The following is a 25,381-nucleotide window of genomic DNA, read 5'->3' as shown; positions in this document are numbered from 1 at the left end:
TTTAATTAAAATTAAGGAATAATTGGTTTGGAGTGGGATGAAAAAAAATTAATTTTCAGGGGTTTATATCTAAAAAGCTTTCTATTTTCTCTTTTGATACTACTCGGTTTTTGGGCGAAGAAGTATATGAAAACGGTGGTAAAGATATGCCATGTTCTTTTGCGGCATCTTGGTAAAAAGCTTCTTTTGTTCTGTGGTCTGTTTCCACTAGATTAAAAACCGTATTAGGCAATGGTTGTTTAAGTAATAGGCAAATGGTTTTTAAAATGGTGTCTTGATACACAATGTTTACAGGTTCATTTCCATCTGCAATCTGGTCTTTTTTGGCTAAATGTTTTACAGGATGTCTGTTTTTTCCGATTAATCCACCAAGGCGTAGAATGGTAGCGTTAAATGCAGCATCTGTCAAAAAAACATCTTCGATATTTTTGAGTAGTTCTACCTTTGGAATAGTTAGCTTTAAAGCACTTGATTCTTTTACAATTCCTTCACAATCTTGATAAATGCCGGTGGAGCTGCAAACTATGATATTTTTAATAGCGTGTTTTTTTAATACATCGGCTAAAGAATAAAAAACAGCAACGGGTTGTGGCGTTAGTGTGCATATCAAAACATCTACATTTTTAAAAAAATCCAAACTGCCCGATACACCATTTAGTGACAACGCTACTGTAAAAGCGTTCAAACCTTGCGTTTGCAAAAGCTCTTTTTTTTCATTGGTAGTTACCGAAACCTTTACCGTATGATTTTTACTTAATACCTGTGCCAATTTGGTTCCTAACCACCCCGCGCCTAAAACTGCTATATTCAATTTATTTTAATTTTCTTAGTTTATATAAATCCAATCTTCGATCTTTTTTAATACGCACACTTCCCAATTCGTGTAGCTCTTTTAAAGCATTTAATTCCACATCAACAATCAACGTCATTTCGGTATTTGGTGTAGCTTCGGCTTTGACACCATTATTTGGAAAAGCAAAATCAGATGGAGTGAAAACGGCTGCTTGCCCGTATTGAATATCCATATTATTTACTTTTGGAAGGTTTCCTACACAACCGGTAATAGCCACATAGCATTCGTTTTCAATAGCACGAGCTTGCGCACAACTACGCACGCGGGTGTATCCGTTTTGCGTATCGGTTAAATAGGGAACAAAAAGAATTTCCATACCATCATCGCTCATTAGTCTGGAAAGTTCCGGAAACTCTACATCATAACAAATAATAATACCTATTTTTCCGCAATCGGTATCAAACGTTTGTATCACATCGCCGCCCTGCATTCCCCAATATAATCGTTCGTTTGGTGTGATATGTATTTTTCGGTACATTTCGGAAGATCCATCGCGTTTGCACAAAAAACCTACATTATAAAGAACATTTTCATCTAAATACGGCATACTTCCTGTGATGATATTGATATTGTATTGAATGGCGAGTTCTTGAAAACGTTTTTGAATGGTATCGGTATATTTTGCTAGTTCACGTATGGCTTCCGATTCAGATAAATGGTTGTAATCGGCCATAAGAGGTGCCACAAACAATTCAGGGAATGTGGCAAAATCACTTTCATAACCCGAAACGGCATCGATAAAAAATTCTGCCTGATCAAAAAATTCCTCTAAATTGTTTAAAGGCCGCATTTGCCATTGTATTAAACCTAAGCGAACCACACTTTTTTTGGTATTGATTAATACAGGTGATTTATCGTATGAAATATTGTTCCACTCCAGCAAAACGGCATAATCACGCGAATCGCGATCGCCTTCTAAATAGTTGCGAAGCAATCTTTTAATGTGGAAATCGTTATTGACCTGAAACGAAATAACAGGATCATGAATTTCCTTTGTTTTTACTTTTTCAAGATATTGCTTTGGAGTTAAATCTTTGGAATAATTATGGTAATTTGGAATGCGGCCGGCAAAAATAATCGATTTTAAATTGAGCTGTTCACACAATTCTTTTCGTCCATCATACAAACGTCTTCCTAGTCGCAAACCACGATAATTGGGGTGAATGAACACGTCTATTCCATATAAAACTTCTCCGTCAGGATTGTGTGTATTAAACTTTCCATCGGTTATAATATCATTGTATTTGTGGTTTGAAAGAGCAACACTTTCATCAACAATCAGCGACAAAGCAGCGCCCACAACAACATCATCTACTACAATAACGATTTGCCCTTCAGGAAAAATCTTTAATAATCGGCGAATTTCTTCTTTTTTCCAATACGGATCATCTACACCTTCTTCGTATGCTTGCAGCATAGAGTTCTTTAAACCAATATAATCTTCAATTTCTAAATTTCGTAGTTCAACTTTGTTAATTTGCATTTTTTTCAAAAAATTTTTTTTAAGATAAAAAAAAAGCAGCAACTTTTTCTTAAATAAAACTAAAAATAATCTGACTTTGGAACTGTAAAAAGACTTTAATTTTTAAAAAAATATTTGAATTAGTTGATTTATAGGTAATTGAAAGGAGTTTTGTAATCTATTTCTCAAAATAAGTAAACAGCTTACAAACAAAAAAGTCTGCATCATTTAATAATACAGACTTTTTTTAGCTTTTTAAAGTAACCCTTAAAACGTGTAGCCCAACTTCACACCAGCTTTAAACACAAAGTTATCAAAATGACGGTTATCGATGCCACCTTTGCCACGCACTTCCCATTTCCAGTTGAAACCAACCGATGGGTCGATGCTTAAATTTTTGCTAAGATGTATTTTGTATCCAAGATTGGGGTTAAAAATACTCCAGAAACTGTACTTTCCTTCAAAATTTTCCCCATTGATCATTTCGTCGAATTTAATTTGTCCGTGTGTAATAAAGTTTTCTGCATAGAAACCTTCTCGAACTCCTTTCTTAAAATAGGTGCGGCTACCCAATTCAACTACAAATCCTTCTCCGGTACTTTTTAAATAATTGTTGTCGTATTCCAATTGTCCGTAACTAATATTCAACAAGCGCGATGTTAAACGTTCGTCTTTTCTGGCTTCTTTCGTGAATTCTAAGCTAACACCGTATTGTGTAGGTTCAGAAAAATTGTAGTTTGCAGAGATGGTGACCACATCTTTTTGTTGTTCTTGGGCAAAGGCAGCTGCCGAAAATAAAGTAAATAAGTAAACTAATTTTTTCATACTATTTTGTTGTTTTATGATTTGTTTGGGTCAAACCAAATTGCGTGCCAAAATTTTGTTAAAACTAAAAAACTACTAAAAGTTGTAGCTTTAATAGATTTAATTTTTATATCGTATCTGATTTAAGAGTATAAAACTCTTTGTTTTAAATTCTTCTGTTACTTACAATTGTTGTATTTTTCAAATAGTTTGTCGAAGTTTATTTTTTCTATTTCTAAATGTTTTGGTGCACCATTTTGTTTTATGAAATTCCACTTTGCTTTTTTGTCGATTTGCATTGGCTGAATTTTTTCACTTAATTGATAAATTTGTCTATTCGTAAGGTTGAAAAAGACCTCACTATATATTTCAAATTTTAAACAAGGAAATTTTTTATTTAGGTTGTATTCAGTATCCCATAAGTATAAAACTTCGTTTTGATTAATTTCAATAATGTATAAGTCGCTCTCGTCATCATACTCTGGTGCTATTGCAATTTTTTTAGCAGTAATTAGACAAGTGTCAACCGTTCCTTTGACTATAATTGTATTTAGTTGTTCTAAAAATGACTTACATTTTTTTCTTTTTTTGTAGATTTCATATGGTACAAAAAAGACAAATGCAAATAGTAAAACGGCAGTTGTTCCTAAAAGGAAAAGCCAAAAACTATCAGCAATTCTAAAAGAAATATATATTAAAACTATTCCCAAAATTGTAGCTGCAATAAAATGATGGAGTTTAATTTTACTGCTTTTTTCTTTTTCTTTCTGCAATTTCAAGGTGTTTAATATTCGTAGTTCGTCAGGGTATAAATACCTTGTCTTAAAGTGAATATTCATGATACTAATCTGTGTATCTGTGGTAAAAATTACTCTTTTATAACAATTTGCATGGTTTCGCGATTAATTTGCTGCAAAAGCACTGCTTTGTTTGCAATTACTTTTTCAGCAGCTTCGGGCGTGAAATGTCGAATGGTATAAAGTGATACGTTTTCGTTGTATGTAATCTTGAAATTGTTGTCTAAATCTTCTAAAATGTGTTCAAAGTTGCCAAATTTATCTTCCACACAAACCGTGAAACTAATTGCCGCATTTTGTATAACATTTACTTTTATGTGTTGATCGGCAAACAATTTAAAAATATCGCTTACTTGATGTTCCATAATAAATGAAAAATCTTTTGAAGCAATAGAAATAAGTAATTGGTTTTTCTTTACAATAAAACACGCAGTGTGAGGTTCTAAATCGGCACCTTTAGAAACCGATGTTCCCGGCAAGGTTGGGTTTACAAACGATTTTACAAACAAGGGGATTTCTTTTCTTTGTAAGGGTTGTAAGGTTTTTGGGTGAATGACCGATGCGCCGTAAAAAGCCAATTCAATAGCTTCGTGATACGAAATTTGATTCAGTAAAACAGTGTCTTCAAAATATCTTGGATCGGCATTTAAAACACCCGGTACATCTTTCCAAATGGTTACACTTTCGGCATTCAAACAATAAGCAAAGATCGCTGCCGAATAATCAGAACCTTCTCTGCCTAAAGTAACCGAAAAGTGATTGGGATCAGACCCTATAAAACCTTGGGTTACATAGAGTTTTTTGCCTTGTAATTGATTGGTGATATTTTGTTCGGTTGCTTTCCAATCTACCAAACCATCGCGGTATGTGGTGTCGGTTTTAATCAAATTACGGGCATCAATCCAAATATTTTCAATGCTTTGGTCGTTAAAAAAATAACTTAAAATGGTAGTAGAAATAATTTCGCCATACGAAACAATTTGATCGTACACAAAATTGTAATTGGGCGATTTGTTGGTAGAAAGGAAAAACTCCATTTCTACGAATAAAACACGTACTTTGTCAAAAACCAAATGGCTTTTATTTTCAAACAATTCATTCAGAATTTCTAAATGGTAATCAGAAACAATTTGTAGGGCGTTTTTTAGCTCTTCGGGTTTCTTAAAATAAGCATTCACCACATCTTCCAAGGCGTTTGTGGTTTTGCCCATTGCCGATGCAATGATTAAACTATTGTTGAAACCAACGGTTTTTAATACATGTAACACGTTGCGAATTGCTTGCGGATCTTTGATAGACGCACCACCAAATTTGAATACTTTCATTTTGCTTATTAGTAAATTAGGTTCATAAAAAAAATAGAATTGTTTTGTTTGTTTGCGGCAAAAATAATGAACCGTTTTCATTGAACAATAACTACATTGCAAAAAACTTAAAAGAAATGGGTTTATATTTACATTTTACCGATATTTGTACCAGTTTTACAATAAAAAATGGAAGAAAGATATACTACTTTAGGTGAATTTATAATAAAAAAACAGCAGGATTTTGCGTATTCTTCGGGTGAATTATCTCGGTTAATGAACTCTATTCGTTTGGCATCGAAGATTGTGGCGCAGAAAGTAAACCAAGCAGGTTTGGTAGATATTACCGGAGCCTTCGGAAGCGAAAACATTCAAGGCGAACAGCAACAAAAGTTAGATGTTTTTGCCAATGAAGTGTTTATCCAAACGCTTATTAACCGCGAAATTGTTTGTGGAATTGCATCGGAAGAAAACGATGATTTTATTACCGTTTGCGGAGCCGATGGCAACAACAATAATAAATATGTGTTGCTGATGGATCCTTTAGATGGCTCATCAAATATAGATGTGAATGTTTCTGTTGGAACTATTTTTTCAGTATATCGCCGTATTTCAGAACCAGGAACACCAGTTACCCAAGCCGATTTTCTTCAAAAAGGAATTCACCAAGTGGCAGCGGGTTATGTGATTTATGGTTCTAGTACCATGTTGGTTTACACAACCGGCAATGGTGTAAATGGGTTTACGTTAGATCCATCTTTGGGAACGTTCTTTTTATCGCATCCCGATATGAAAATAAGTGATAACGGTTCTATATTTTCTGTTAACGAAGGAAATTTCAATCAGTTTCAGCAAGGGGTAAAAGATTATATTTCTTTTTGTAAGGATGATTCCAACAAAAAACCATACAGCGGTAGATACATTGGTAGTTTGGTAGCCGATGTGCACAGAAATATTTTAAAAGGAGGTATTTATATGTATCCCGGAACAGTATCAAAACCAAACGGAAAGTTGCGTTTATTGTATGAATGTAATCCTTTTGCCATGATTATTGAACAAGCGGGCGGAAAAGCAACCGACGGGCACCAACGAATTTTAGAAATTGAACCTACCGAATTGCATCAGCGCGTGCCAATTTTCTGCGGAAGTAAAAATATGGTTGATAAATTAGAAAGTTATTTGTAAAAATATTAAATGGTCTGAAGAAATTCAGACTATTTTTTTTGTAAATTAGCAAGAAGATTAATCAGAAAAATCATGGAAAACAAAAGTATATCAAAAGCAGTAATTTTAAGCGTGGCCATTATAATAGGTCTTTTTTCGTTAGGCTTTTTTATATTTAAAGGACTTAAAACATTTAGCGACAAAGACCGCGTTGTGGCCGTAAAAGGACTTGCAGAAATGGAAATGAAAGCCACTTCTGCTTGGGTTACACTAAGTTTTTCGTTTTCGGGCGATGATTTGAAAGGCGTTATCAACCAAACAGAGGTTAAAAAAAACAACGTTATAGCTTATTTGGAAAGTATTGGATATGCAAAAGATGCAATAAAAGTGAACAATTTGAATGTTACCGATCGCCAAACATACTATTCCAGCGAATGGCGTGATGGCAAAGAAGTTCAAATCAAAATTGATCGATACACAGCCGCACAAAGCCTTTCAATAAAATCTAATGAAGTTGAAGAACTGGAAAGTAAAGCATCGAAAATAGAGCTTGATTTAATTAGTAAGGATCTAACATCAAAAATATATGTTGCGTACACCTTTCCCGAGCTAAACACGATAAAGCCAAAGTTAATAGCAGAAAGTACAAAAAACGCCCGGATTGCAGGGGAGCAATTTGCAAACGACTCACAGGCGCAATTGGGAAAAATAAAAACGGCATCACAAGGACAAATTTCTATTGTGGGTAATTATAGATATTACGATGGCGAAGGTGCAGAACCTTCGGAAAGCCCCAAAGAACCTTATATGCAAAAAGCAAGAGTGGTGAGTACCATTGTGTTTTTCTTAGAATAAATAAAATAAGCAGATTATAAAAAAAGCGAGTATCAACTCGCTTTTTCACTTATTGTTTTAATGTAAAGATCCATTTCCAACTTAAAATCTTCTAAACTGTATTCCATTACCAACAAACTAAGCGCTTTATTGGTAATAGCCCGAATATCGCCTACAAATCCCAAAGCCGATGCAAATTTTTGCAAAATGGCTTTCTGTTCAGGACCCAAAATATGGTTAATAAACACAATATGCGCCAGATCAAACAAGCGCTCAATGCGTCGCTCTTGTAAATAAGGAGGATTTACGGGATATTTTGTTGGATCTTCTAAAATCGATTTAAAATCTTCTTCTGTAATATCCAGTTTACTTGCCAATGCTTCAATGAATTGGCGTTCCGTTTCCGTGTATTTTCCATCGCTAAAAGCAATGCGTACAATCGATGCAAAATGACCTTTATTTCTTTCTTTTAATCCGCTATCATAAATATCCTGATACGACATATATTTTTATTTTAAAATTACCTACTAAATTTAACTATAAAATAAAAAATATGCAATTATTTTCTTACATTTATCATAATTTTAATACATTTCTCTTGCTATAAAAATATTTTAAATACCCAAATATATCTTTCGTTTAAATTTTTAGAATTGTTTTTTTTATGTAATTTTGCACTACCAATTTCTGTTAAAAAAAACAAAATAGTTCCTTTTTTCAATATATGAAAAACCAAACAAAGCTTAATAAGTATGACAAAGCCTACTTAAAAATTGCAAAAGAGTGGGGGCAGTTATCTTATTGTCAGCGAAAAAAAGTGGGTGCCATTATCGTTAAAGATAAAATGATTATATCCGACGGATATAACGGTACGCCATCGGGTTTTGAGAACTGTTGTGAAGACGAAGAAGGAACCACCAAATGGTATGTGCTACATGCAGAAGCCAACGCCATTCTAAAAGTTGCCAAATCTACGCAATCGTGCGATAATGCAACACTTTACATTACAATGAGTCCTTGCAAAGACTGCAGCAAGTTAATCCACCAAGCAGGTATTGTGCGTGTGGTTTATCAAAATAGTTATAAAGATTTAGCTGGTATCGATTTTTTAAAGAGAGCTGGAGTGGAAGTGGTTCAGATAGAAGATTTAAGCTCTTTGTTGTATGAGTAAGAAAAATTATTTATGGCCTTTAATAACAATGGGTTCCTTGGCAGCCGGTATTGTTTTAGGCGGATTTTTTGCTAAAAACGGTGCCCCCTTTTCTGTTAAAGAAGAAAAAGGGCGCGTGAAGCTAAACAAACTTATCGACTTGATTGAGCAGGAATATGTGGACAACGTAAATACCGATTCCATTATCGATATGACGGTTAACAATATCCTTTCGCAATTAGACCCACACTCTACCTATATTTCAAAATCAGAATTTGATGAGGTTCAAAACGTGATGAAAGGTTCCTTTGTAGGTATCGGAATTAATTACCATATTTTAAACGATACATTGGCAGTTGTAAAACCTTTGCCAGGCGGTCCTTCAGACAAAGCAGGGCTAAAACCGGGCGACCGAATTCTATATGCCGAAAAGGTGCAATTGTTCAATCAAGGTCTTTCCAACGATTCTATCGTAAACCTCTTAAAAGGAAATGCCGGCACAAAAGCACTTTTAAAAGTTTATAGAAAATCTACCAATAAAACCTTTGATGTTGAAATTGCAAGGGGTGAAGTGCCTCTAAAAAGCGTGGATACTGCTATAAAAATTGATAGCGAAACGGGCTATATTAAAATAAACCGATTTTCAGAAACCACCTATTCCGAATTTAAAAACGGCTTGCAATCATTGTTGAATCAAGGGATTAATGAGTTGGTGCTAGACCTGCGCGAAAACGGCGGCGGGTATATGGAACCGGCTATCCAAATTGCTGATGATTTCTTAGACGGAAACGAAATCATTGTGAAAACAGTAAACAAAAAAGGTAATGTAAAAATTACCAAAGCATCAAACAAAGGGCTGTTTACTAATAAAAAACTATATATTCTTATCAATGAAAATTCGGCATCTGCAAGCGAAATTATTGCCGGAGCCATTCAAGATAACGACCGGGGAACAATCGTTGGCCGACGTTCTTATGGAAAAGGATTGGTGCAACGCGAAATGTATTTAGGCGACGGATCTGCCGTTCGGTTGACCACAGCGCGTTATTACACGCCTTCAGGTAGATCGATTCAAAAACCCTACAACGATGGACTAGATGAATACAATAGCGATCTAAGCAACCGTTTCAAATCAGGTGAGTTGTATTCCAAAGACAGTATTCATTTAGCAGACAGCCTTAAATTTAAAACAATAAAAGGCAGAGTTGTGTTTGGAGGTGGTGGTATTGTTCCAGATGTTTTTGTGCCGTTAAAAAACAAACACGGGGAAGATGCTATACAGCTTTTAATGAAAACATCGTTGGTAAGCTACTACGTTTTCGAACAAATCGAAAAAGAACGTGCTGTTTTGGAAAAACTATCGCCCAAACAGTTAGCAGAGCGTATCTACAACAATCCAAAATATTTTAATGAGTTAAAAGCACATTTAAAAGCAAGTGGACTTACATTTAACTTAGACCGTCATAAAAACAATATCATGTTTTACTTGGTTGCCGAATACGTGTACCAATTATACGACGATAATGCATATTACCACTGGATTTTACAACAAGACCCCATGATACAAAAAATAAACACCTTGCAATAAGGTGTTTTTTTTCGGGTTTATTGAAAAAGTCATTTTTATATATTTGAGGAAACAATCAAACAGTTATATGAAAAAATTTTTTCATTTATTGCCTTTTTTATTCGTTCTGAATTCATGCGGATTGATTATCGTAAACGGCTTTTCAGACGATTATAATAATTTAAAAGAACAACACAAAGCAATGATTGTTTCTTTTAAACCCAACCAACCTGTAGAAAAAACCGCATTTTTGTTATTAATCCAGTTGAATTACGCACTGAAATAAAAAAATATCCTAAAGCATTGGTTTATACATTTGCAAGTGGTTGCTCGTCTGAGTTTTGTAAACCTTTATATGTTTATGAGAATTGGGCTCAAAAAAACAATTACAAACTTTTTCTGGTAATGGTAAGTTATGCCAATTTAGATTATACTTTGCAAGAAATATATGATTCGCAATTATATGTTATAGATAGTCATTACTTTAAAGAATCTCGCTTTAGAAGCTATGTTTCTTATTTTGAAAATGAATTACAAGGTCTAGACAGATATGCAAAAGATAAAACAATAGGGAATTTATTCTTTTTTGAAAACGGTGTCTTTGTTAAAAATATGCGCGAGTTACCTAGGGAATAAAGAAGAAAAAAAACGCATCAATTGCTTGATGCGTTTTCAGCCTTAATTCACGAAGATAATGCGTATCCTATCTAAAAAAATGTGCGAAAAACTGCGTGAATTGATCCCTCGTCAGCAATTCGATATTCCTATTAAGGTTGTCATTTGAGCGAAAATTATTGTGCGTGAAACCATTAAAGCGTTGCGATAGGATGTTACTGCATAATGTTATGGTGCTGATATTTTGCGTAAACGTAAATTGTTAGAAAAACAAAAAGCAGGAAAAAAAGTATGCGCCAGGTTGGTAACGTAGAAATACTACAATCGGCATTTATGGCTGTTTTAAAATTGAATGATTAATGAGTTGTAAACTTTTAGTTTATAGCTTTTAGATATAAAAAAAAGAGGCTGTCCAAAAAGGATAGCCTCTTTGTTATACTACTAACTTTTCAACATCATCACTAAAGTTAATTTCTTGCTTTTTTTGAAATAAAGACCGCTGATAGCATCTAAATTCGACAAAAATGACAAGTTTAGAACCAAAAATACGGCGTTTGAATACCGTTTTTCTTCCCGCAACTGCTACAGCCACCATTTTTCTAAAATTATGTCCAAGAGCCATCAGTAGAAATTCTAATTCTACTTTCTCTAAGCCTTTGAATGTAAATCTATTAAAATCATTATTGTGCTTGAGTTGCCCAAAAACAGCCTCTACTTCTATAGGGCGTTTACTGCGATGTTCCAGCCCTTTCTCGCTCGTTAATAAATTTCGAGCCTTTTCTTTAAGCTCATTCAACCGGTGATTGACTTCTATTCTGCGATTACCTTTTGCATTGAAGCATTGCTCTCGAAGCGGACAATTATTACAGTTTTTTGCCTGATAATAAGACACTTGCGATTCGTGTCCGTTGCTCGAAATTCGTTTTCCTTTGCCAACATTTTCCATTCGTTGACCCATCGGACAAACGTAAAAATCTTGTTCTTTGTTGTAGAATAAATTCTGAACCAAAAACGGATTATTTTTCATCGTCCGTTTCGCTTCTTTGTGAAAATAATTGTACTTCACGTAGGCTTTAATGCTTTTATTTTCAAGCATTTCGTAATTTTCTTCGCTTCCATAACCTGCATCGGCAACCACATCTTTGCTTTGTTTTCCATAGAGATTTTCAAAACCATCAAGATGCGATTCCAAAGTCGTGGTATCCCCCGGTTTTTGATGGATGGAAACGTGGGTAATAAACTGATTTTCAGTTGAAATCTGCGTATTATAAGCCGGTTTAAGCTGTCCGTTTTTCATGTGATCTTCCTTCATCCGCATAAAAGTAGCGTCAGGGTCGGTTTTGCTGTAAGAATTCCTATCGCCTAAAGTTTCTAGGTCTTTTTCGTATTTTTCTAATTTTGGAAGATGCTCATCCTGAAGTTTTTGTAGCTCTTTTGCCTGTTTTTTAGTGGGTTCTTTCAGCTTTTTATTCAAGATCGATAGCTTCTCCCGAAGTTCTTCCGAATTGATGCTTTTAGGTAATTCTTCTTTGTTAATTTCTTGATTATCAGACTGAATAGCACTTTCGATATCTGAAAGAATCGTGTTGATTTTAACTTCTAATTTTTCCTTGTATTTTTCAATCGAACCTCTCCAAACAAAAGTATAACGATTCGATTTGGCTTCGATTTTTGTTCCATCAATGTACTGAATATCAAGACTTACATAGCCCATTTCAACCAGCATTTTCACTACTTCGGCAAATAGTTGTTGAATATGATTTTTTAATATTTTCCCTCGAAAGTCGTTAATGGTTCGGAAATCAGGCGTAGAGTTGCCCGAAATGTACATGAAATAGATGTTTTCGGTGAGTGCTTTAGCTATTTTCCGGCAAGAATAAACGTTTGACAAATAGCTGTAAAACAACACTTTAATCATCATTCTTGGATGATATGCAGAGGTACCACCTCCTTTGTACAACTTAATTATATTGCTAATATCCAACGAGTTAACGACCTCTTCGATTAATCGAACAGGGTGATTATTAGGGATTTTATCAAAAATATTAATCGGAAAAAGTTCAGGACTATTGCCTGTTTGATTTTTAAAAACTACCTTAGCCATTGTTGGTTTTTTGTGCAACTCTAAGATAATTATTTTGGAGAAAAAATACAACAAAAAAAAGCTGTCCGACTTTTCGGACAGCTTCTTTTTGTTACATTTTAGTTAACTCTTCTTCAATGATGTTTGGTAAATAATTCCGAGTTAGTTTTTTGAAGTTTGGATAACCAAAATAAACAATTTTACCTTGCGGATCTATAACTAGTACAGTCGGTGCTACATTAAAATTCAGTTGTTTGAAAATTAATTCGCTTGCATATAGCTTTTCTAAAGTAATACTTGACTCTATTTTTTTAAATATTTTTTCATTATGGCGCTTACCTAAATTAATATTAACAACTTTAAAATCAATGTTTTTGTTTGATTTATATTGTTCTGCTAACTCGTGAAATTTAGAAATACTTTCAGGGCATTGAGCACATGAAGTAGTCCAAAATTCAAATAAAGTTAATTTTCCTTGAAAAGAATTTAATGGAACTTCATTCCCTTTTTCGTCTAAAAAAGTAACCCTTTTTAATTGTGAAGTTTCAATTTTATTTTTTTCGTTCTCTGTCCTTGAATAATATACATAAGCTGTTAAAACTAGACAGAAAGGTATAAAAAAAGCAATTATTTTAGTTTTAGAAATCTTATAAACATTATTTACGTATACCAAAACCGCAACCAATAAATAATTCCAAAAAAATGGCTTTCCAATAAAACCTTCGTCATAAAACAAGTCATAAATATACATACTTGTATATAGCAATAATATAGGTAGGAAAATAATTATTGAGGTTGTTTTTTTAGAAAAAGGCGATTTACTAAATAAAAAAAACGATGATAACAAGAAAAATACACTTGTTAAAAACAACCTATACAATGTATGTAAAAAAGACCCTGAACCAATCATTACAATTAATACAACAATACTTAATAGTATAAATTGAGGTTTTGAAAATTGTTTCATTCTACATTAGCTTTAATAATAATTTCATGGAGAGATTCCGCCGTATTAGTTTCTACTACAATTGCTTGTGACAGATTCCCTTTTCTATTTAAACCTGGAATAAATTCCATTTTTAATTGTGTTTTATTATTTGGTTTAATTATACTATCTTTAATATTCACTAAAGTACAACCGCAATTTGATGATGTTTTTTTTATAATTAAATCTTCATTCATAGGGTTAACAACTTCTATATTAAAGAGAACTGTATCTTCTTTAGATACAGTTCCTAGATTTATTTCTTTATTTGTAAAAATCTCAGTTTTTTTATTTTTTTCGATTCCTCTTTACAGCTAATAAAAAACACACATGAAAATAGTACAAAGAAAATATTTAAAAATAATTTTATCATTTTATGTATATTATATTACAGGCATATACCCATCACATACCCAAAGCCAAAGAAATCCACAATCATTCGTTTGTTCACCTGATGGACAGTCTGTTTCGCAATCAGGGTTAACTATTGAACCTTGATTACATGTACAATAGTTTCCATCATTAGGATCGCCAGGAGAAAAAACTAAACTATCATAAAAACTTGCTGCACCTTCTGCAGATATTGATGACCATTCTCCATTATCTACCATACTAGCTAATGTTCCAAAATAGTAATAGCCCTGTATAGGATGAAAAATTTCTAATTTACTATTATCATATTTACTTTTAAATGAAATATTATCTGTTGAGTTATGTAAAAAGACATTACTGTTTAGATCAACTTTCAATTCATTCATAAAAGCAGTTTGTTCTGTTGTTAAATCTTCATTCGCTATAATATAATCAATCCTTTCATTCCAAATAAAATACTTTTCTTCTGGGGTTAATAATCGATAAGCAGCTTTTGTAACTCCACTGTTTTTTGACTGCGTTACAAACTCTACTTTTGCTTGGTCAACACTTGTTGTTTGTTCTTCATTGGAACAAGAAATAAAGAATTAGACAGTAATAAACTGCACATAATTAAAAATGTTTTTTTATACTTTTTTAATTTTGAATTAATATTTAACAAGTATAATATAATATAATATAATATCCAAATAAAAAACGCATCAATTGCTTGATGCGTTTTCTGGTTGTTTGTTGTTTACTTATTTATTTACTTACTATGAAAAAATTATTTTGCTTTAGTGAATTCTAAATGAACAATGAATTTTACTTCTTTTGCAATACCCATACCTGTAGGGTCATAATTGATGTTAAATGCCGTTCGGTCTATTGTTGTAGTAGCTTGAAAGCCTACTTTTTGGTTACCTTGGCCGTCATCTTTCAATAAACCGCCGTAAACCAAATCGAAAGTAACGGGCTTTGTAACATCTTTAATGGTTAAGTTTCCGTTTAATTTGTAGTTTTTACCATCTTTTTTAACCGATGTTGATACAAATTTAATATCGTTATATTTTGCGGTATTGAAGAAATCTGCCGAACGTAAATGATTGTCGCGAGCATCAACACCTGTGTTTACTGAGCTTGCATCGATTGTGAAATTGAATTTTGCAGAAGTAATATCTTCATTCTTCATTTCTAAAGAACCTTGGTATTTATCCATTTTGCCATCTACAAACGAAATTCCTAAATGACCAACCGAAAAATTCAAGAACGAATGGTATGCATCAACATTATATTTTGTTTGTGCAAATGATGCTACCGAAAATAGAGTTGCAACAAAAAATAGGGCTATCTTTTTCATTATCTGCTTTTTAATTTTGTGTAAAACAAATGTAGAACAATAGCAATAGAGAACCGTTAATGTAGATTAAGAAATGATTTAATATAAAAAAAGCCCAACAATTGTTGAGCTTTTTATTTAAAATTTGAATGAAGTTTATAATTGTGGACCCGCCGCAACCAATGATTTTCCTTCTTCGTTATCTGTATAGTTTTCGAAATTTGTTACGAACAATTGCGCTAAATCGGTAGCTTTCGTTTCCCATTCACTTGCATCTGCATACGTGTTTCGTGGGTCTAAAATGTTGGTATCAACACCTTCTAAAGCTGTTGGAACTGCTAAATTGAAAATCGGAACAATGGTAGTTTCTGCATTTTCGATAGATCCATCTAAAATACGATCGATAATAGCACGAGTATCTTTAATAGAAATACGTTTTCCGGTACCGTTCCAACCAGTGTTCACCATGTAAGCTGTAGCGTTGTGCTCTTCCATTTTCTTAACCAATTCTTCACCGTATTTTGTTGGGTGCAAGCTTAAGAATGCTTTACCAAAACAAGCCGAAAAAGTAGGCTCTGGCTGTGTAACGCCACGTTCTGTTCCTGCTAATTTTGCTGTAAACCCTGATAAGAAATAGTATTTTGTTTGTTCAGGTGTTAATTTAGAAACCGGAGGCATCACTCCAAAAGCATCTGCAGTTAAGAAGATTACTTTTTTAGCGTGACCTGCTTTAGAAACCGGTTTTACAATATTTTCTATATGATCTATTGGATACGAAACACGAGTGTTTTGTGTTACAGATCCGTCTTTGAAATCAATTTTTCCTTCTGCGTCAAGTGTTACATTTTCTAATAATGCATCACGTTTAATAGCTGCAAAAATTTCTGGTTCGTGTTCTTTGCTTAAATCGATTGTTTTGGCATAACATCCGCCTTCAAAGTTAAAAACACCGTCATTATCCCATCCGTGTTCGTCATCACCAATCAATTCACGCTTTGGATCTGTTGATAAAGTGGTTTTTCCTGTTCCAGATAAACCAAAGAAAACTGCCACATCTCCCTCTTTTCCTTTGTTTGCAGAGCAGTGCATGGAAGCAATTCCTTGTAATGGCAAGTAGTAGTTCATCATAGAGAACATCCCTTTTTTCATTTCACCACCGTACCAAGTACCGCCAATTAACTGCATTTTTTCGGTTAAGTTGAATGCAATGTAAACTTCAGAATTTAAGTTGTGTGCTTTGTAATCTTTAAACGAAGTTTTAGATGCATTGATTACCACAAAATCAGGCTCGCCAAAGTTTTCTAATTCAGCTTCTGTTGGGCGAATAAACATATTTTTTACAAAATGTGCTTGCCAAGCCACTTCCATAATGAAACGTACTTTTAAACGAGTGTCTTCGTTGGCACCGCAAAAAGCATCAACCACATATAGTTTTTTACCTGATAACTCAGTCACAGCATTTTGTTTTAATGCTTCCCAAGTATCTTGCGAAATAGGTTTGTTGTCGTTTTTAGCATTGTCAGAAGTCCACCAAATAGTGTTTTCTGTCACCGCATCTTTTACAATATATTTATCTTTAGGAGAACGACCTGTAAAATCACCAGTCATTACGTTTACAGCGCCAAGTTCTGATACCTGCCCGCGTTCAAAACCTTTTAAATTGGGGTTTGTTTCTGCTTTAAATAATTCGTCATACGAAGGGTTGTAAATTATTTCTGCTACATTTTGTATTCCGTACTTATCTAAATCGATTGATTTTGAAACCTTCATGTTTAAATCTTGTGTTGTTTTAATTTGCATACAAACTTACTAATAAATTTATAATTTTTTTTATTAATTGCTTTTTTGTTTCATTGAATAAAAAGCAGTGAGAAACCAACTTACAATTAAAAATAAACCACCAACGGGAGTGATAGGACCTAAAAAGCTAAAATTAATACCTGATAATTGCTGTGTGGCAAGCAAAAATATCGATCCTGAAAACAAAAAAATGCCAATGGTGGTAAAAATTCCAATGGTGCGTTTGTTTTTTTCGGTTAGCACGTTTAATTGTGCAATAAGTAGCAAAAATAAAGCGTGATACATTTGGTAGCGCACACCAGTTTCAAAACTTACCAACTGTTCTGCCGATAAAACTTTTTTTAAACCATGAGCGCCAAAAGCTCCTAATATTATCGCTACAAATCCAAAAAAAGTAGCTAAAGTTACTAATTTTTTAGTCATTTTAGTATTTTTTTCAAATGTACACTTTTTATTGATAAAGCGGTTTTCTGTTCAATGGTTTTTTAGTACTTTTAGCACGATAAAAATCATAATTAATGAAAAATATATTGTTGTTTGGTTCGGGTAGATCCACATCTTCCTTAATTAAATATTTATTAGAACGCACAGAAACCCATCAATTTAAACTTTATATTGCCGATCAAAGCATTGTATCGATCCAAGCAAAGATTGCAGACAACCCCAATGCATTTGCCGTTTCTTTAGATCTTAATAACGATACAGAACGTACCAAATTAATCGAAAAAGCCGACGTGGTTATTTCTATGATGCCTGCTTTTTTGCACCCAATCATCGCAGCCGATTGTTTAACTTACGGGAAGCATTTGGTAACGGCTTCTTATATTTCAAATGAATTAAAGGAAATGGATGCCGAGGTGAAAGCAAAAGGGTTGATTTTTATGAACGAATGTGGATTAGATCCCGGGATTGACCACATGAGTGCCATGAAAGTTTTAGACGAGATTCGTGAAAAAGGCGGCAATCCGGTACATTTTGAAAGTTTTTGCGGTGGTTTGGTTGCTCCAGAATCAGATGATAATGTATGGAAATACAAATTTTCGTGGAACCCTCGTAATGTGGTGGTTGCCGGACAAGGTGGTGCTGCAAAGTTTTTGCAACAAGGTACTTATAAATATATACCCTATCAACGTATTTTTAAACGTACCGAATTTTTAGAAATCGAAGGTTTTGGCCGATTTGAAGCCTATGCAAACCGCGATTCTTTAGGTTATCGCGAAGCTTATGGTTTAGAGAAAGCACATACCATTTATAGAGGAACCATGCGCAGGGTAGGTTTTTCGCGTGCGTGGAATATGTTGGTGCAGTTGGGCGTGACAGATGATACCTACACGATTGAAGATTCAGAAAACATGACCTATCGCGAGTTTATCAATTCATTTTTGTACTACCATCCGACGGATTCTGTGGAAGTGAAGTTCCGTTTGACTTTAAATGTGGAACAAGACGATACGGTTTGGGACAAGTTTGTAGCTTTGGATTTGTTTAATAACGATAAAAAGGTAGGATTGAAAAATGCCACTCCGGCGCAGGTTATTGAAAAAATTCTTGCAGAAAAATGGACCTTGCAACCCGATGATAAAGACATGATTGTAATGTATCACAAGTTTGGCTACACCATGCCTAATGTTGCCGAAACGCTTCAAATAGATGCTACCATGGTATGTTTGGGCGAAGATGCGGTATTAACAGGAATGGCAAAAACAGTAGGTTTGCCCGTTGGAATCATAACCTTAAAAATATTGAACGGCGAAATCACCACACCGGGTGTGCAAATGCCTATTACAAAAGAAGTTTACGAACCTGTTTTAAAAGAATTAGAAACCTTTGGAATTATTTTTCAAGAAAAAGAAGTTCCTTATGACGGCGGAATGTAAGCAAATGGTATAAAAAAGCCTCGAAATTTTATTTTTCGAGGCTTTTTTATATGAGTTTTATCTCGGAAACGTTTCTAAAACTTTTGACACAAATTCTTTGATGCGTTCTTCTTTTTTGCTTTGTTTATGGGTTAGATAACCAGTTCCTTTTCCTTGCCAGATTAACTCCTTATTGTCAGCTTTTAAAACATCAATATACAAAATTCCTTGGGTTGATGTAGATACCGATTGATAACCCGGACCCATCATCCACGGATTCCATCCCCACGGGCGGTACATTCCGTAACCCCAGCCTCCGTAGAAACTGTTTACGTTTACAATCTGTTTTGCATCGGTAAACAAATTAATCAGCAAATCGGGATTTTCACTTTTAGTGAATCCTTTTATGGCCATTTCTTCATCAATTGCTTTCAAGATACGCTTCTTGTCTAAATCGGAAATATTCATTTTATCAACACCGCTTTTCATATAAGCATAAGTCTTAAATGTGCTGAAATTCACAGTGTTGTCATAATCGGTTTGTACATGAACAGAACTGCAAGATGCCAGTACAAACAACAAGAGTGCGGGTAAAAGTTTTAATAGTTTCATAATATCTTAATTTAATAGGTTGTCATCAACTAAATTGGGCAATGTAACTTTTAATAAAGGTTCCGCTTCCATTGCACGTTTAATTGCAAAAACAGCGCCTTCGTTGCGTGCCCAGCTTCTGCGAGATATACCATTGTTTACATCCCAGAAAAGCATCGATTTGAGGCGTTGTTCTGCTTCTGAAGTACCATCAAGAAGCATACCAAAACCACCGTTGATTACTTCGCCCCAGCCAACACCACCACCGTTGTGGATTGAAACCCAAGTTGCCCCACGGAAACTGTCGCCAATCACGTTGTGAATTGCCATATCGGCTGTAAATCGAGAACCGTCGTAAATATTTGAAGTTTCACGATAAGGAGAATCGGTTCCAGACACATCATGATGATCGCGACCTAAAACAACCGGACCAATTTTTCCTGCTTTAATAGCATCGTTAAACGCTTTGGCAATATTGGTTCTTCCTTCGGCATCGGCATATAAAATACGTGCTTGCGAACCCACCACCAATTTGTTTTCTTGTGCACCGCGAATCCATTGAATATTGTCTTTCATTTGCTGTTGGATTTCAGCTGGCGAGGTTTTAATCATTTCTTCTAAAACTTCACAAGCAATATCGTCGGTTTTTTTCAAATCTTCTGGATTGTTGCTTGCACACACCCAACGGAATGGGCCAAAACCGTAATCAAAACACATGGGACCCATGATATCTTGTACATACGATGGATATTTAAACTCACGACCCAAAGTTGCGTTTGGATTCATTACATCGGCTCCGGCACGCGAAGCTTCTAGTAAAAAGGCATTTCCGTAATCGAAAAAGTAGGTGCCTTTTGCGGTGTGTTTGTTGATGGCTGCTGCGTGTCTGCGCAACGTTTCTTGTACTTTTCCTTTGAATAAATCAGGTTCTTCGGCCATCATTTTATTGGCTTCTTCAAACGAAACTCCCACGGGATAATAGCCACCCGACCAAGGATTATGCAGGGAAGTTTGATCCGATCCTAAATCGATATGTATGTTTTCTTGATCAAATTTTTCCCAAACATCCACCACATTTCCTAAATATGCGATAGAAACAACTTCTTTAGCCGCTTGTGCTTTGCGAACACGGTCGACTAATTGGTCTAAATCTTCAATAATTTCATGAATCCAACCTTGGCTGTGACGAATTTTCGTTATTTTTGGATTTACTTCGGCACAAACCGTGATGCAGCCAGCAATAGTTCCGGCTTTTGGTTGCGCACCACTCATTCCGCCCAATCCAGATGTTACAAACAAGTTGCCTTTTGGTTCTTTACCAATTTTTCTGAAACCGTTCAAAACCGTAATTGTGGTTCCGTGCACAATTCCTTGCGGACCAATGTACATGTATGACCCGGCAGTCATTTGTCCGTATTGCGTTACGCCCAAAGCGTTGAATTTTTCCCAATCGTCGGGTTTAGAATAGTTAGGAATCATCATACCGTTGGTAACCACTACTCTTGGTGCATTTTTGTGCGATGGAAATAAGCCCATTGGATGACCAGAATACATAACCAAGGTTTGCTCATCGGTCATTTCGCCCAAATATTTCATGGTTAACAAGTATTGCGCCCAATTGCTAAAAACGCCTCCGTTACCACCATATGTAATTAATTCATGTGGATGTTGTGCCACGGCATAATCCAGATTGTTCTGAATCATCATTTGTATGGCTTTTGCCTGCAATGATTTTCCTGGATATTCGTTGATATCTCGAGCGTACATGCGGTATTTCGGACGAAAACGGTACATGTAAATTCTACCGTATTTTTCTAATTCTTCCTTAAATTCGGGAATCAGCGTTTTGTGATGTTGCGGTTCAAAATAGCGCAAAGCATTGCGTAATGCCAGTGTTTTTTCTTCTGCCGATAATATTTCTTTACGCTTTGGTGCGTGATTAATGGTAGCGTCGTATAATGCTTTTGGTGGCAATTGTGCCGGAATTCCCTGAAGAATTTCTTCTTGAAACGTCATAGTTCTTGGTTTTGTTTTTTTCTTAATTTGATCGATTAATTTACTAAATCCGTAAGGGCAGTGTTTGCATCCACTCATGCAGCAGTGCCCGCGATTTAAAAGATATTTTTCGGTAAAAATTCTGAAACCTTTATCCGAAAGATAGTAATCTTCACCTTCAATTAACTCTTTCTTCATGATTACAAAATTAGTGAATATTTTTTGTTTTTCCCGAGGGTGTGATAGATGTTTGGTAATTAATAAATTGGTTTGATTTTAGTGATTTAAGCGGTTTTCAATTGAAACTAAAATAACTATGTTTATCAATTCATTAAACATCCATCGCCATACATCCATCATCTCACAAAAAATAATAAATTTGCCCTATGCGATTAATCATTTCTAAATTTTGGGTGCCAAAGGGTTTTTCAGGGATCACTGTTTATCCGTTTATTTTTGCGCGCGAAAAATATCTTCGTACACATAAAACCTTTGTAAATCACGAAAAGATACATTTGCGCCAGCAGATAGAATTATTGATTCTTCCTTTTTTTATCTGGTATGGATTTGAATTTTTTATCAGATTGATTCAGTTTAGAAATCGAAGACATGCGTACCGAAACATCTCTTTTGAACGAGAAGCTTATGCAAACGAATCGAATGCAGATTATCTTGCCAACCGAAAATTCTTTTCTTTTTTAAATTATTTATGATACAGCCACAACAAGCATCTTTTAACCAAAAAATAACTATTCCGAATAATTTTGGGATCGAGGTTTATGTGAAAAGAGAAGATGTATTGCACACTGAAATATCGGGCAATAAATTCCGCAAGCTGAAATATAATTTGGAAGAAGCAAAACGTTTGGGTTTTACAAAGTTGCTAACTTTTGGCGGAGCGTATTCTAACCACATTGCAGCTGTTGCGGCAGCTGGGCGTGATTTTGGCTTTGAAACCATTGGCGTGATTCGTGGCGAAGAATTGCAAGAAAAATATACCAAAAACCCTACATTAAAAAAAGCTGAAAAAGACGGCATGCAGTTTCAATTTGTAACCCGAACACAATATCGCGAGAAAAATAACGGGGCTTATCTGGCAGATTTGAAGCAAAAATACGGAGATTTTTACTTGATTCCGGAAGGTGGCACCAATGATTTGGCGGTAAAAGGCTGTGAAGAAATTTTAACTTCAGAAGATAAAATGTTCGATATTATTTGTTGTGCCGTAGGGACAGGTGGAACCATTTCGGGCATCATCAACAGTTTACAACCGCATCAAAAAGCCATTGGGTTTCCGGCTTTAAAAGGCGATTTTTTACAAGAAGATATAAAAAAACACGCCAAAAACAGCCAGTGGAATTTGGTAACTGATTATCATTTTGGAGGTTACGCAAAGATAAATGATGATTTGAAACAGTTTATGAAACAATTTTTTAAAAAATATTTAATATCTTTGGATCCTGTTTATACATCGAAAGTATTTTTTGGTGTAATCGATTTAATATCAAAAGGTTATTTTAAATCTGATTCAAAAATATTAATAATTCATACGGGAGGTTTGCAAGGACTTCAATCTAATATCGCTGAAATATGAAGAAAGTTTTATCTGTACTATTTACAGGATTGATTTTAATGAGTTGCAACGCAGCACATTCAACCAAAGTAAGAGAAAAGATTGCCAAAGAATACGGAAATGGTGATGATAAAAAGAAAAAGGTGGTGGTGAAAACCCGATCAGAGGTTAAAAAAGAACAAGCACCCATAGCGGAAACCAAACCTGCAAAACCTGCAAAACCATTACTTGAAAAACAGCAAAACGAAACATTAGTTGCCACTTCTAAGATCCATGTTTCAAAAAACACCATCGAAGATTATATTAATTTGTATGCCGATGCCGCCATGCAAAGTATGAAAATTTACGGAATTCCTGCAAGTATAAAACTGGCACAAGGTATTTTAGAATCGGGTTCAGGAAATGGAACATTGTGCCGAACTGCCAATAACCATTTTGGAATTAAATGCAAAGAAGAATGGACAGGCGAAACCGTTTCACACTCTGACGATAAAGCCAATGAATGTTTTAGAAAATATGCCTCGGCAATGGATTCGTACAACGACCATTCAGAGTTTTTAGCCAATAGAGTGTACTACAAAAATTTGTTCACATTAGATAAAAGCGACTATCATGCGTGGGCAAATGGTTTGAAAAAAGCCGGATACGCAACCGATCCCCGTTATCCACAAAAATTAATAGATATTATTGAACGCTACAAACTGTATGAGTTTGATCAAAAAGTTTTAGGTGTAAACCACGCGTTTGCTGTAAAAAAAGCAGAAGAAATTGTAGCAACAAAATTCATAGGTCAAGCACAAACTTACACTGTGCAAGCAGGGGATACGTTGTATGGCATTTGTCAAAAGTTCAACTCGTCTGTAGATGAAATAAAACGTATCAATAACTTGTCTAGCAACACCATATCGGTTGGACAAACTATAAGAATTCAATAAAAAATCATATAAATGTTATACAAACGTAGCAGCGAATTATTCGTTGAAGCAATAAAATATATACCGGGAGGAGTTAATTCTCCCGTTCGTGCGTTTAAATCGGTAGGAGGAACGCCCATTTTTATTAAAAAAGCCATTGGCGCGTATCTTTTTGATGAAGACGATAAACGCTATATAGATTACATCAACTCGTGGGGACCAATGATTTTGGGTCATGCATACCAACCAGTTGTTGATGCGGTGATTGAAAAAACCAAGTTGGGCACATCGTTTGGTACGCCTACCGCCATTGAAACTGAAATTGCTAAACTGGCTGTTTCAATGGTGCCGAATATCGATAAAATTCGATTTGTAAACTCGGGAACCGAAGCATGTATGAGTGCGGTTCGCTTGGCAAGAGGATATACTAAACGAGAAAAAATCATCAAATTTCGCGGTTGTTATCACGGACATTCCGATTCGTTTTTAATAGCGGCAGGCAGTGGTTTATCAACATTTGGCGTGCCTTCAAGCCCTGGAGTTACCAAAGGAACTGCACAAGATACTTTGTTGGCAAATTTCAACGATTTGAATTCTGTAAAGGAATTGTTTGAGGCCAATAAAAATGAAATTGCAGCGATTATCATTGAACCGGTTGCAGGAAATATGGGCTGTGTGCCGCCTGTGAATAATTTTCTTCAAGAATTAAGAGCGATTTGCGATAAAAACGGAACGTTGTTGATTTTTGATGAAGTGATGACGGGTTTTCGCTTGGCAAAAGGTGGCGCACAAGAGTTGTTTAACGTACAAGCAGATATTGTTTGCTTTGGAAAAGTAATTGGTGGCGGTTTGCCTGTTGGTGCATTTGCTGCCCGCGCAGAAATTATGGATTATTTGGCACCAGTTGGACCGGTTTATCAAGCAGGAACATTATCGGGAAATCCGTTGGCAATGGCGGCTGGTTTAGCGATGTTGCAGGCAATTAATAACGATACCGAATTATTCAACAGATTAGAAGCAAAAACAGCGTATTTAGAAACGGGTATTCGTAAGGTTTTAACAGCCAACAACAAAACGTTCACTATAAATAGGGTAGGTTCTATGATTTCGATTTTCTTCTGTGAAAACCATGTTGAAAATTACGAAGATGCTTCAAAAGCCGATACACCTGAATTTAGAAAATTCTTTCACGATTTGTTAGAGCGCGGTATTTATATTGCACCATCAAGCTATGAAACTTGGTTTATTACCGATGCGTTATCGTATGAAGATTTAGACGAAACCATACAAGCAATCAACGAAGCCACAATATAAAAAAAAGCCCCAAAGAGTAACTTACTTTTT

Annotated in this window: 25 protein-coding genes and 2 pseudogenes; 12 read left to right on the top strand and 15 right to left on the bottom strand. The window is 34.9% G+C overall.

Translation table 11 applies throughout. From position 1 onward, the window contains the following. Positions 1-55 precede the first annotated feature (55 nt). The 5 genes from MG290_RS08990 to MG290_RS08970 all read right to left on the bottom strand — a co-directional run bounded on the left by MG290_RS08990 (position 56) and on the right by MG290_RS08970 (position 5,241). Positions 56-811: an NAD(P)H-binding protein gene (locus MG290_RS08990; RefSeq protein ID WP_264560982.1), complete on the bottom strand. Its 756-nt coding sequence runs from the start codon at positions 809-811 to the stop codon at positions 56-58. 1 nt (position 812) lies between these two features. Beyond that, complete coding sequence (locus tag MG290_RS08985; RefSeq protein ID WP_257500120.1) at positions 813-2,336, bottom strand: carbon-nitrogen hydrolase family protein; 1,524 nt, start codon at positions 2,334-2,336, stop codon at positions 813-815. Positions 2,337-2,582: 246 nt separating this feature from the next. Further along, positions 2,583-3,140, bottom strand: a complete 558-nt coding sequence (locus tag MG290_RS08980) for an autotransporter outer membrane beta-barrel domain-containing protein (RefSeq protein ID WP_264560981.1) — start codon at positions 3,138-3,140, stop codon at positions 2,583-2,585. A 158-nt stretch (positions 3,141-3,298) separates the two neighbouring features. Continuing rightward, positions 3,299-3,892 carry a hypothetical protein gene (locus MG290_RS08975; RefSeq protein ID WP_264560980.1) on the bottom strand — a complete coding sequence of 198 codons (594 nt, stop codon included), beginning with the start codon at positions 3,890-3,892 and terminating at the stop codon, positions 3,299-3,301. Positions 3,893-3,987: 95 nt separating this feature from the next. Continuing rightward, entirely contained in the window at positions 3,988-5,241 is a 1,254-nt protein-coding gene (locus MG290_RS08970; protein WP_257500117.1) for an aspartate kinase, read from the bottom strand. 168 nt (positions 5,242-5,409) lie between these two features. Here MG290_RS08970 and fbp point away from each other — a divergent pair, with 168 nt between their 5' ends. Continuing rightward, the gene (fbp, locus tag MG290_RS08965) at positions 5,410-6,405 is read left to right on the top strand and encodes a class 1 fructose-bisphosphatase (RefSeq protein ID WP_264560979.1); all 996 of its coding nucleotides are present in this window, start codon (positions 5,410-5,412) and stop codon (positions 6,403-6,405) included. A gap of 72 nt (positions 6,406-6,477) precedes the next feature. After that, positions 6,478-7,239, top strand: coding sequence for an SIMPL domain-containing protein (locus MG290_RS08960; RefSeq protein ID WP_264560978.1), 762 nt, complete (start codon positions 6,478-6,480; stop codon positions 7,237-7,239). A gap of 32 nt (positions 7,240-7,271) precedes the next feature. Here MG290_RS08960 and MG290_RS08955 read toward each other — a convergent pair whose 3' ends face one another. After that, positions 7,272-7,721: a tellurite resistance TerB family protein gene (locus MG290_RS08955; RefSeq protein WP_264560977.1), complete on the bottom strand. Its 450-nt coding sequence runs from the start codon at positions 7,719-7,721 to the stop codon at positions 7,272-7,274. A gap of 221 nt (positions 7,722-7,942) precedes the next feature. On the opposite strand from MG290_RS08955, the gene MG290_RS08950 reads away from it, so the two are divergent. The 5 genes and pseudogenes from MG290_RS08950 to MG290_RS08930 all read left to right on the top strand — a co-directional run. Next, on the top strand, positions 7,943-8,389 hold the full coding sequence (locus MG290_RS08950) for a deoxycytidylate deaminase (RefSeq protein WP_257500112.1): 447 nt from the start codon (positions 7,943-7,945) through the stop codon (positions 8,387-8,389). Beyond that, a complete protein-coding gene (locus tag MG290_RS08945) occupies positions 8,382-9,956 on the top strand; it encodes a S41 family peptidase (RefSeq protein ID WP_264560976.1) in 1,575 nt (524 codons plus the stop codon). The genes MG290_RS08950 and MG290_RS08945 overlap by 8 nt, the downstream gene beginning before the upstream one ends. Positions 9,957-10,023: 67 nt before the next feature. Continuing rightward, on the top strand, positions 10,024-10,221 hold the full coding sequence (locus tag MG290_RS08940; protein ID WP_264560975.1) for a hypothetical protein: 198 nt from the start codon (positions 10,024-10,026) through the stop codon (positions 10,219-10,221). A 17-nt stretch (positions 10,222-10,238) separates the two neighbouring features. After that, positions 10,239-10,571 carry a hypothetical protein gene (locus MG290_RS08935; RefSeq protein WP_264560974.1) on the top strand — a complete coding sequence of 111 codons (333 nt, stop codon included), beginning with the start codon at positions 10,239-10,241 and terminating at the stop codon, positions 10,569-10,571. A 21-nt stretch (positions 10,572-10,592) separates the two neighbouring features. Continuing rightward, a pseudogene (locus MG290_RS08930) lies at positions 10,593-10,910 on the top strand (elongation factor 4); the annotation flags it as partial. Between the two features lie 232 nt (positions 10,911-11,142). Here the strand turns inward: MG290_RS08930 and MG290_RS08925 are convergent. The 7 genes and pseudogenes from MG290_RS08925 to MG290_RS08895 form a co-directional block, all read right to left on the bottom strand. Beyond that, positions 11,143-12,654 (bottom strand): annotated as a pseudogene (locus tag MG290_RS08925) (IS1182 family transposase); the annotation flags it as partial. Positions 12,655-12,745: 91 nt separating this feature from the next. Continuing rightward, positions 12,746-13,600 carry a TlpA family protein disulfide reductase gene (locus tag MG290_RS08920; RefSeq protein ID WP_264560973.1) on the bottom strand — a complete coding sequence of 285 codons (855 nt, stop codon included), beginning with the start codon at positions 13,598-13,600 and terminating at the stop codon, positions 12,746-12,748. After that, positions 13,597-13,896, bottom strand: coding sequence for a DUF1573 domain-containing protein (locus MG290_RS08915; protein WP_264563195.1), 300 nt, complete (start codon positions 13,894-13,896; stop codon positions 13,597-13,599). The genes MG290_RS08920 and MG290_RS08915 overlap by 4 nt, the downstream gene beginning before the upstream one ends. 105 nt (positions 13,897-14,001) lie before the next feature. Continuing rightward, positions 14,002-14,571 (bottom strand): bacteriocin fulvocin C-related protein, encoded by a 570-nt coding sequence (locus MG290_RS08910; protein ID WP_264563194.1) that lies wholly within the window; start codon positions 14,569-14,571, stop codon positions 14,002-14,004. Positions 14,572-14,756: 185 nt separating this feature from the next. Further along, complete coding sequence (locus MG290_RS08905) at positions 14,757-15,329, bottom strand: YceI family protein (protein WP_264560972.1); 573 nt, start codon at positions 15,327-15,329, stop codon at positions 14,757-14,759. A gap of 135 nt (positions 15,330-15,464) precedes the next feature. Beyond that, on the bottom strand, positions 15,465-17,078 hold the full coding sequence (gene pckA, locus MG290_RS08900; protein WP_264563193.1) for a phosphoenolpyruvate carboxykinase (ATP): 1,614 nt from the start codon (positions 17,076-17,078) through the stop codon (positions 15,465-15,467). Between the two features lie 63 nt (positions 17,079-17,141). Next, positions 17,142-17,531 (bottom strand): DUF423 domain-containing protein, encoded by a 390-nt coding sequence (locus tag MG290_RS08895; protein ID WP_264560971.1) that lies wholly within the window; start codon positions 17,529-17,531, stop codon positions 17,142-17,144. A 95-nt stretch (positions 17,532-17,626) separates the two neighbouring features. Here MG290_RS08895 and MG290_RS08890 point away from each other — a divergent pair, with 95 nt between their 5' ends. After that, a complete protein-coding gene (locus MG290_RS08890) occupies positions 17,627-18,985 on the top strand; it encodes a saccharopine dehydrogenase family protein (RefSeq protein ID WP_264560970.1) in 1,359 nt (452 codons plus the stop codon). A 57-nt stretch (positions 18,986-19,042) separates the two neighbouring features. Here MG290_RS08890 and MG290_RS08885 read toward each other — a convergent pair whose 3' ends face one another. Both MG290_RS08885 and MG290_RS08880 read right to left on the bottom strand, forming a co-directional pair. Further along, complete coding sequence (locus MG290_RS08885) at positions 19,043-19,576, bottom strand: DUF4136 domain-containing protein (protein ID WP_264560969.1); 534 nt, start codon at positions 19,574-19,576, stop codon at positions 19,043-19,045. Between the two features lie 6 nt (positions 19,577-19,582). Next, positions 19,583-21,748: a urocanate hydratase gene (locus tag MG290_RS08880; protein ID WP_264560968.1), complete on the bottom strand. Its 2,166-nt coding sequence runs from the start codon at positions 21,746-21,748 to the stop codon at positions 19,583-19,585. 188 nt (positions 21,749-21,936) lie between these two features. Between MG290_RS08880 and MG290_RS08875 the strand changes: the two genes are divergently transcribed. From MG290_RS08875 to hemL, 4 genes are read left to right on the top strand one after another with little or no spacing between them, the layout of a single operon-like run. After that, positions 21,937-22,263: a hypothetical protein gene (locus tag MG290_RS08875; RefSeq protein ID WP_264560967.1), complete on the top strand. Its 327-nt coding sequence runs from the start codon at positions 21,937-21,939 to the stop codon at positions 22,261-22,263. Continuing rightward, entirely contained in the window at positions 22,260-23,144 is an 885-nt protein-coding gene (locus MG290_RS08870; protein ID WP_264560966.1) for a 1-aminocyclopropane-1-carboxylate deaminase/D-cysteine desulfhydrase, read from the top strand. Before MG290_RS08875 ends, MG290_RS08870 begins: the two co-directional genes overlap by 4 nt. Then, complete coding sequence (locus MG290_RS08865; protein WP_264560965.1) at positions 23,141-24,058, top strand: glucosaminidase domain-containing protein; 918 nt, start codon at positions 23,141-23,143, stop codon at positions 24,056-24,058. The genes MG290_RS08870 and MG290_RS08865 overlap by 4 nt, the downstream gene beginning before the upstream one ends. Positions 24,059-24,070: 12 nt before the next feature. Further along, complete coding sequence (gene hemL, locus MG290_RS08860) at positions 24,071-25,351, top strand: glutamate-1-semialdehyde 2,1-aminomutase (RefSeq protein WP_264560964.1); 1,281 nt, start codon at positions 24,071-24,073, stop codon at positions 25,349-25,351. Positions 25,352-25,381: the final 30 nt, after the last annotated feature.

It is taken from the genome of Flavobacterium sp. CBA20B-1, from assembly GCF_028473145.1.
Taxonomy (GTDB): Bacteria; Bacteroidota; Bacteroidia; order Flavobacteriales; family Flavobacteriaceae; genus Flavobacterium.
Note: the sequence above shows the minus strand (reverse complement) of the source record. Positions and strands in the feature narration are given on the sequence as shown.

Bases quoted from the DNA above. Each gene is read 5' to 3' on its own strand.
- MG290_RS08985 (WP_257500120.1), bottom strand. From the start codon at position 2,336: ATGCAAATTAACAAAGTTGAACTACGAAATTTAGAAATTGAAGATTAT.
- MG290_RS08980 (WP_264560981.1), bottom strand. From the start codon at position 3,140: ATGAAAAAATTAGTTTACTTATTTACTTTATTTTCGGCAGCTGCCTTT.
- MG290_RS08970 (WP_257500117.1), bottom strand. From the start codon at position 5,241: ATGAAAGTATTCAAATTTGGTGGTGCGTCTATCAAAGATCCGCAAGCA.
- fbp (WP_264560979.1), top strand. From the start codon at position 5,410: ATGGAAGAAAGATATACTACTTTAGGTGAATTTATAATAAAAAAACAG.
- MG290_RS08960 (WP_264560978.1), top strand. From the start codon at position 6,478: ATGGAAAACAAAAGTATATCAAAAGCAGTAATTTTAAGCGTGGCCATT.
- MG290_RS08955 (WP_264560977.1), bottom strand. From the start codon at position 7,721: ATGTCGTATCAGGATATTTATGATAGCGGATTAAAAGAAAGAAATAAA.
- MG290_RS08950 (WP_257500112.1), top strand. From the start codon at position 7,943: ATGAAAAACCAAACAAAGCTTAATAAGTATGACAAAGCCTACTTAAAA.
- MG290_RS08945 (WP_264560976.1), top strand. From the start codon at position 8,382: ATGAGTAAGAAAAATTATTTATGGCCTTTAATAACAATGGGTTCCTTG.
- MG290_RS08940 (WP_264560975.1), top strand. From the start codon at position 10,024: ATGAAAAAATTTTTTCATTTATTGCCTTTTTTATTCGTTCTGAATTCA.
- MG290_RS08920 (WP_264560973.1), bottom strand. From the start codon at position 13,600: ATGAAACAATTTTCAAAACCTCAATTTATACTATTAAGTATTGTTGTA.
- MG290_RS08905 (WP_264560972.1), bottom strand. From the start codon at position 15,329: ATGAAAAAGATAGCCCTATTTTTTGTTGCAACTCTATTTTCGGTAGCA.
- pckA (WP_264563193.1), bottom strand. From the start codon at position 17,078: ATGAAGGTTTCAAAATCAATCGATTTAGATAAGTACGGAATACAAAAT.
- MG290_RS08895 (WP_264560971.1), bottom strand. From the start codon at position 17,531: ATGACTAAAAAATTAGTAACTTTAGCTACTTTTTTTGGATTTGTAGCG.
- MG290_RS08890 (WP_264560970.1), top strand. From the start codon at position 17,627: ATGAAAAATATATTGTTGTTTGGTTCGGGTAGATCCACATCTTCCTTA.
- MG290_RS08885 (WP_264560969.1), bottom strand. From the start codon at position 19,576: ATGAAACTATTAAAACTTTTACCCGCACTCTTGTTGTTTGTACTGGCA.
- MG290_RS08880 (WP_264560968.1), bottom strand. From the start codon at position 21,748: ATGAAGAAAGAGTTAATTGAAGGTGAAGATTACTATCTTTCGGATAAA.
- MG290_RS08875 (WP_264560967.1), top strand. From the start codon at position 21,937: ATGCGATTAATCATTTCTAAATTTTGGGTGCCAAAGGGTTTTTCAGGG.
- MG290_RS08870 (WP_264560966.1), top strand. From the start codon at position 22,260: ATGATACAGCCACAACAAGCATCTTTTAACCAAAAAATAACTATTCCG.
- MG290_RS08865 (WP_264560965.1), top strand. From the start codon at position 23,141: ATGAAGAAAGTTTTATCTGTACTATTTACAGGATTGATTTTAATGAGT.
- hemL (WP_264560964.1), top strand. From the start codon at position 24,071: ATGTTATACAAACGTAGCAGCGAATTATTCGTTGAAGCAATAAAATAT.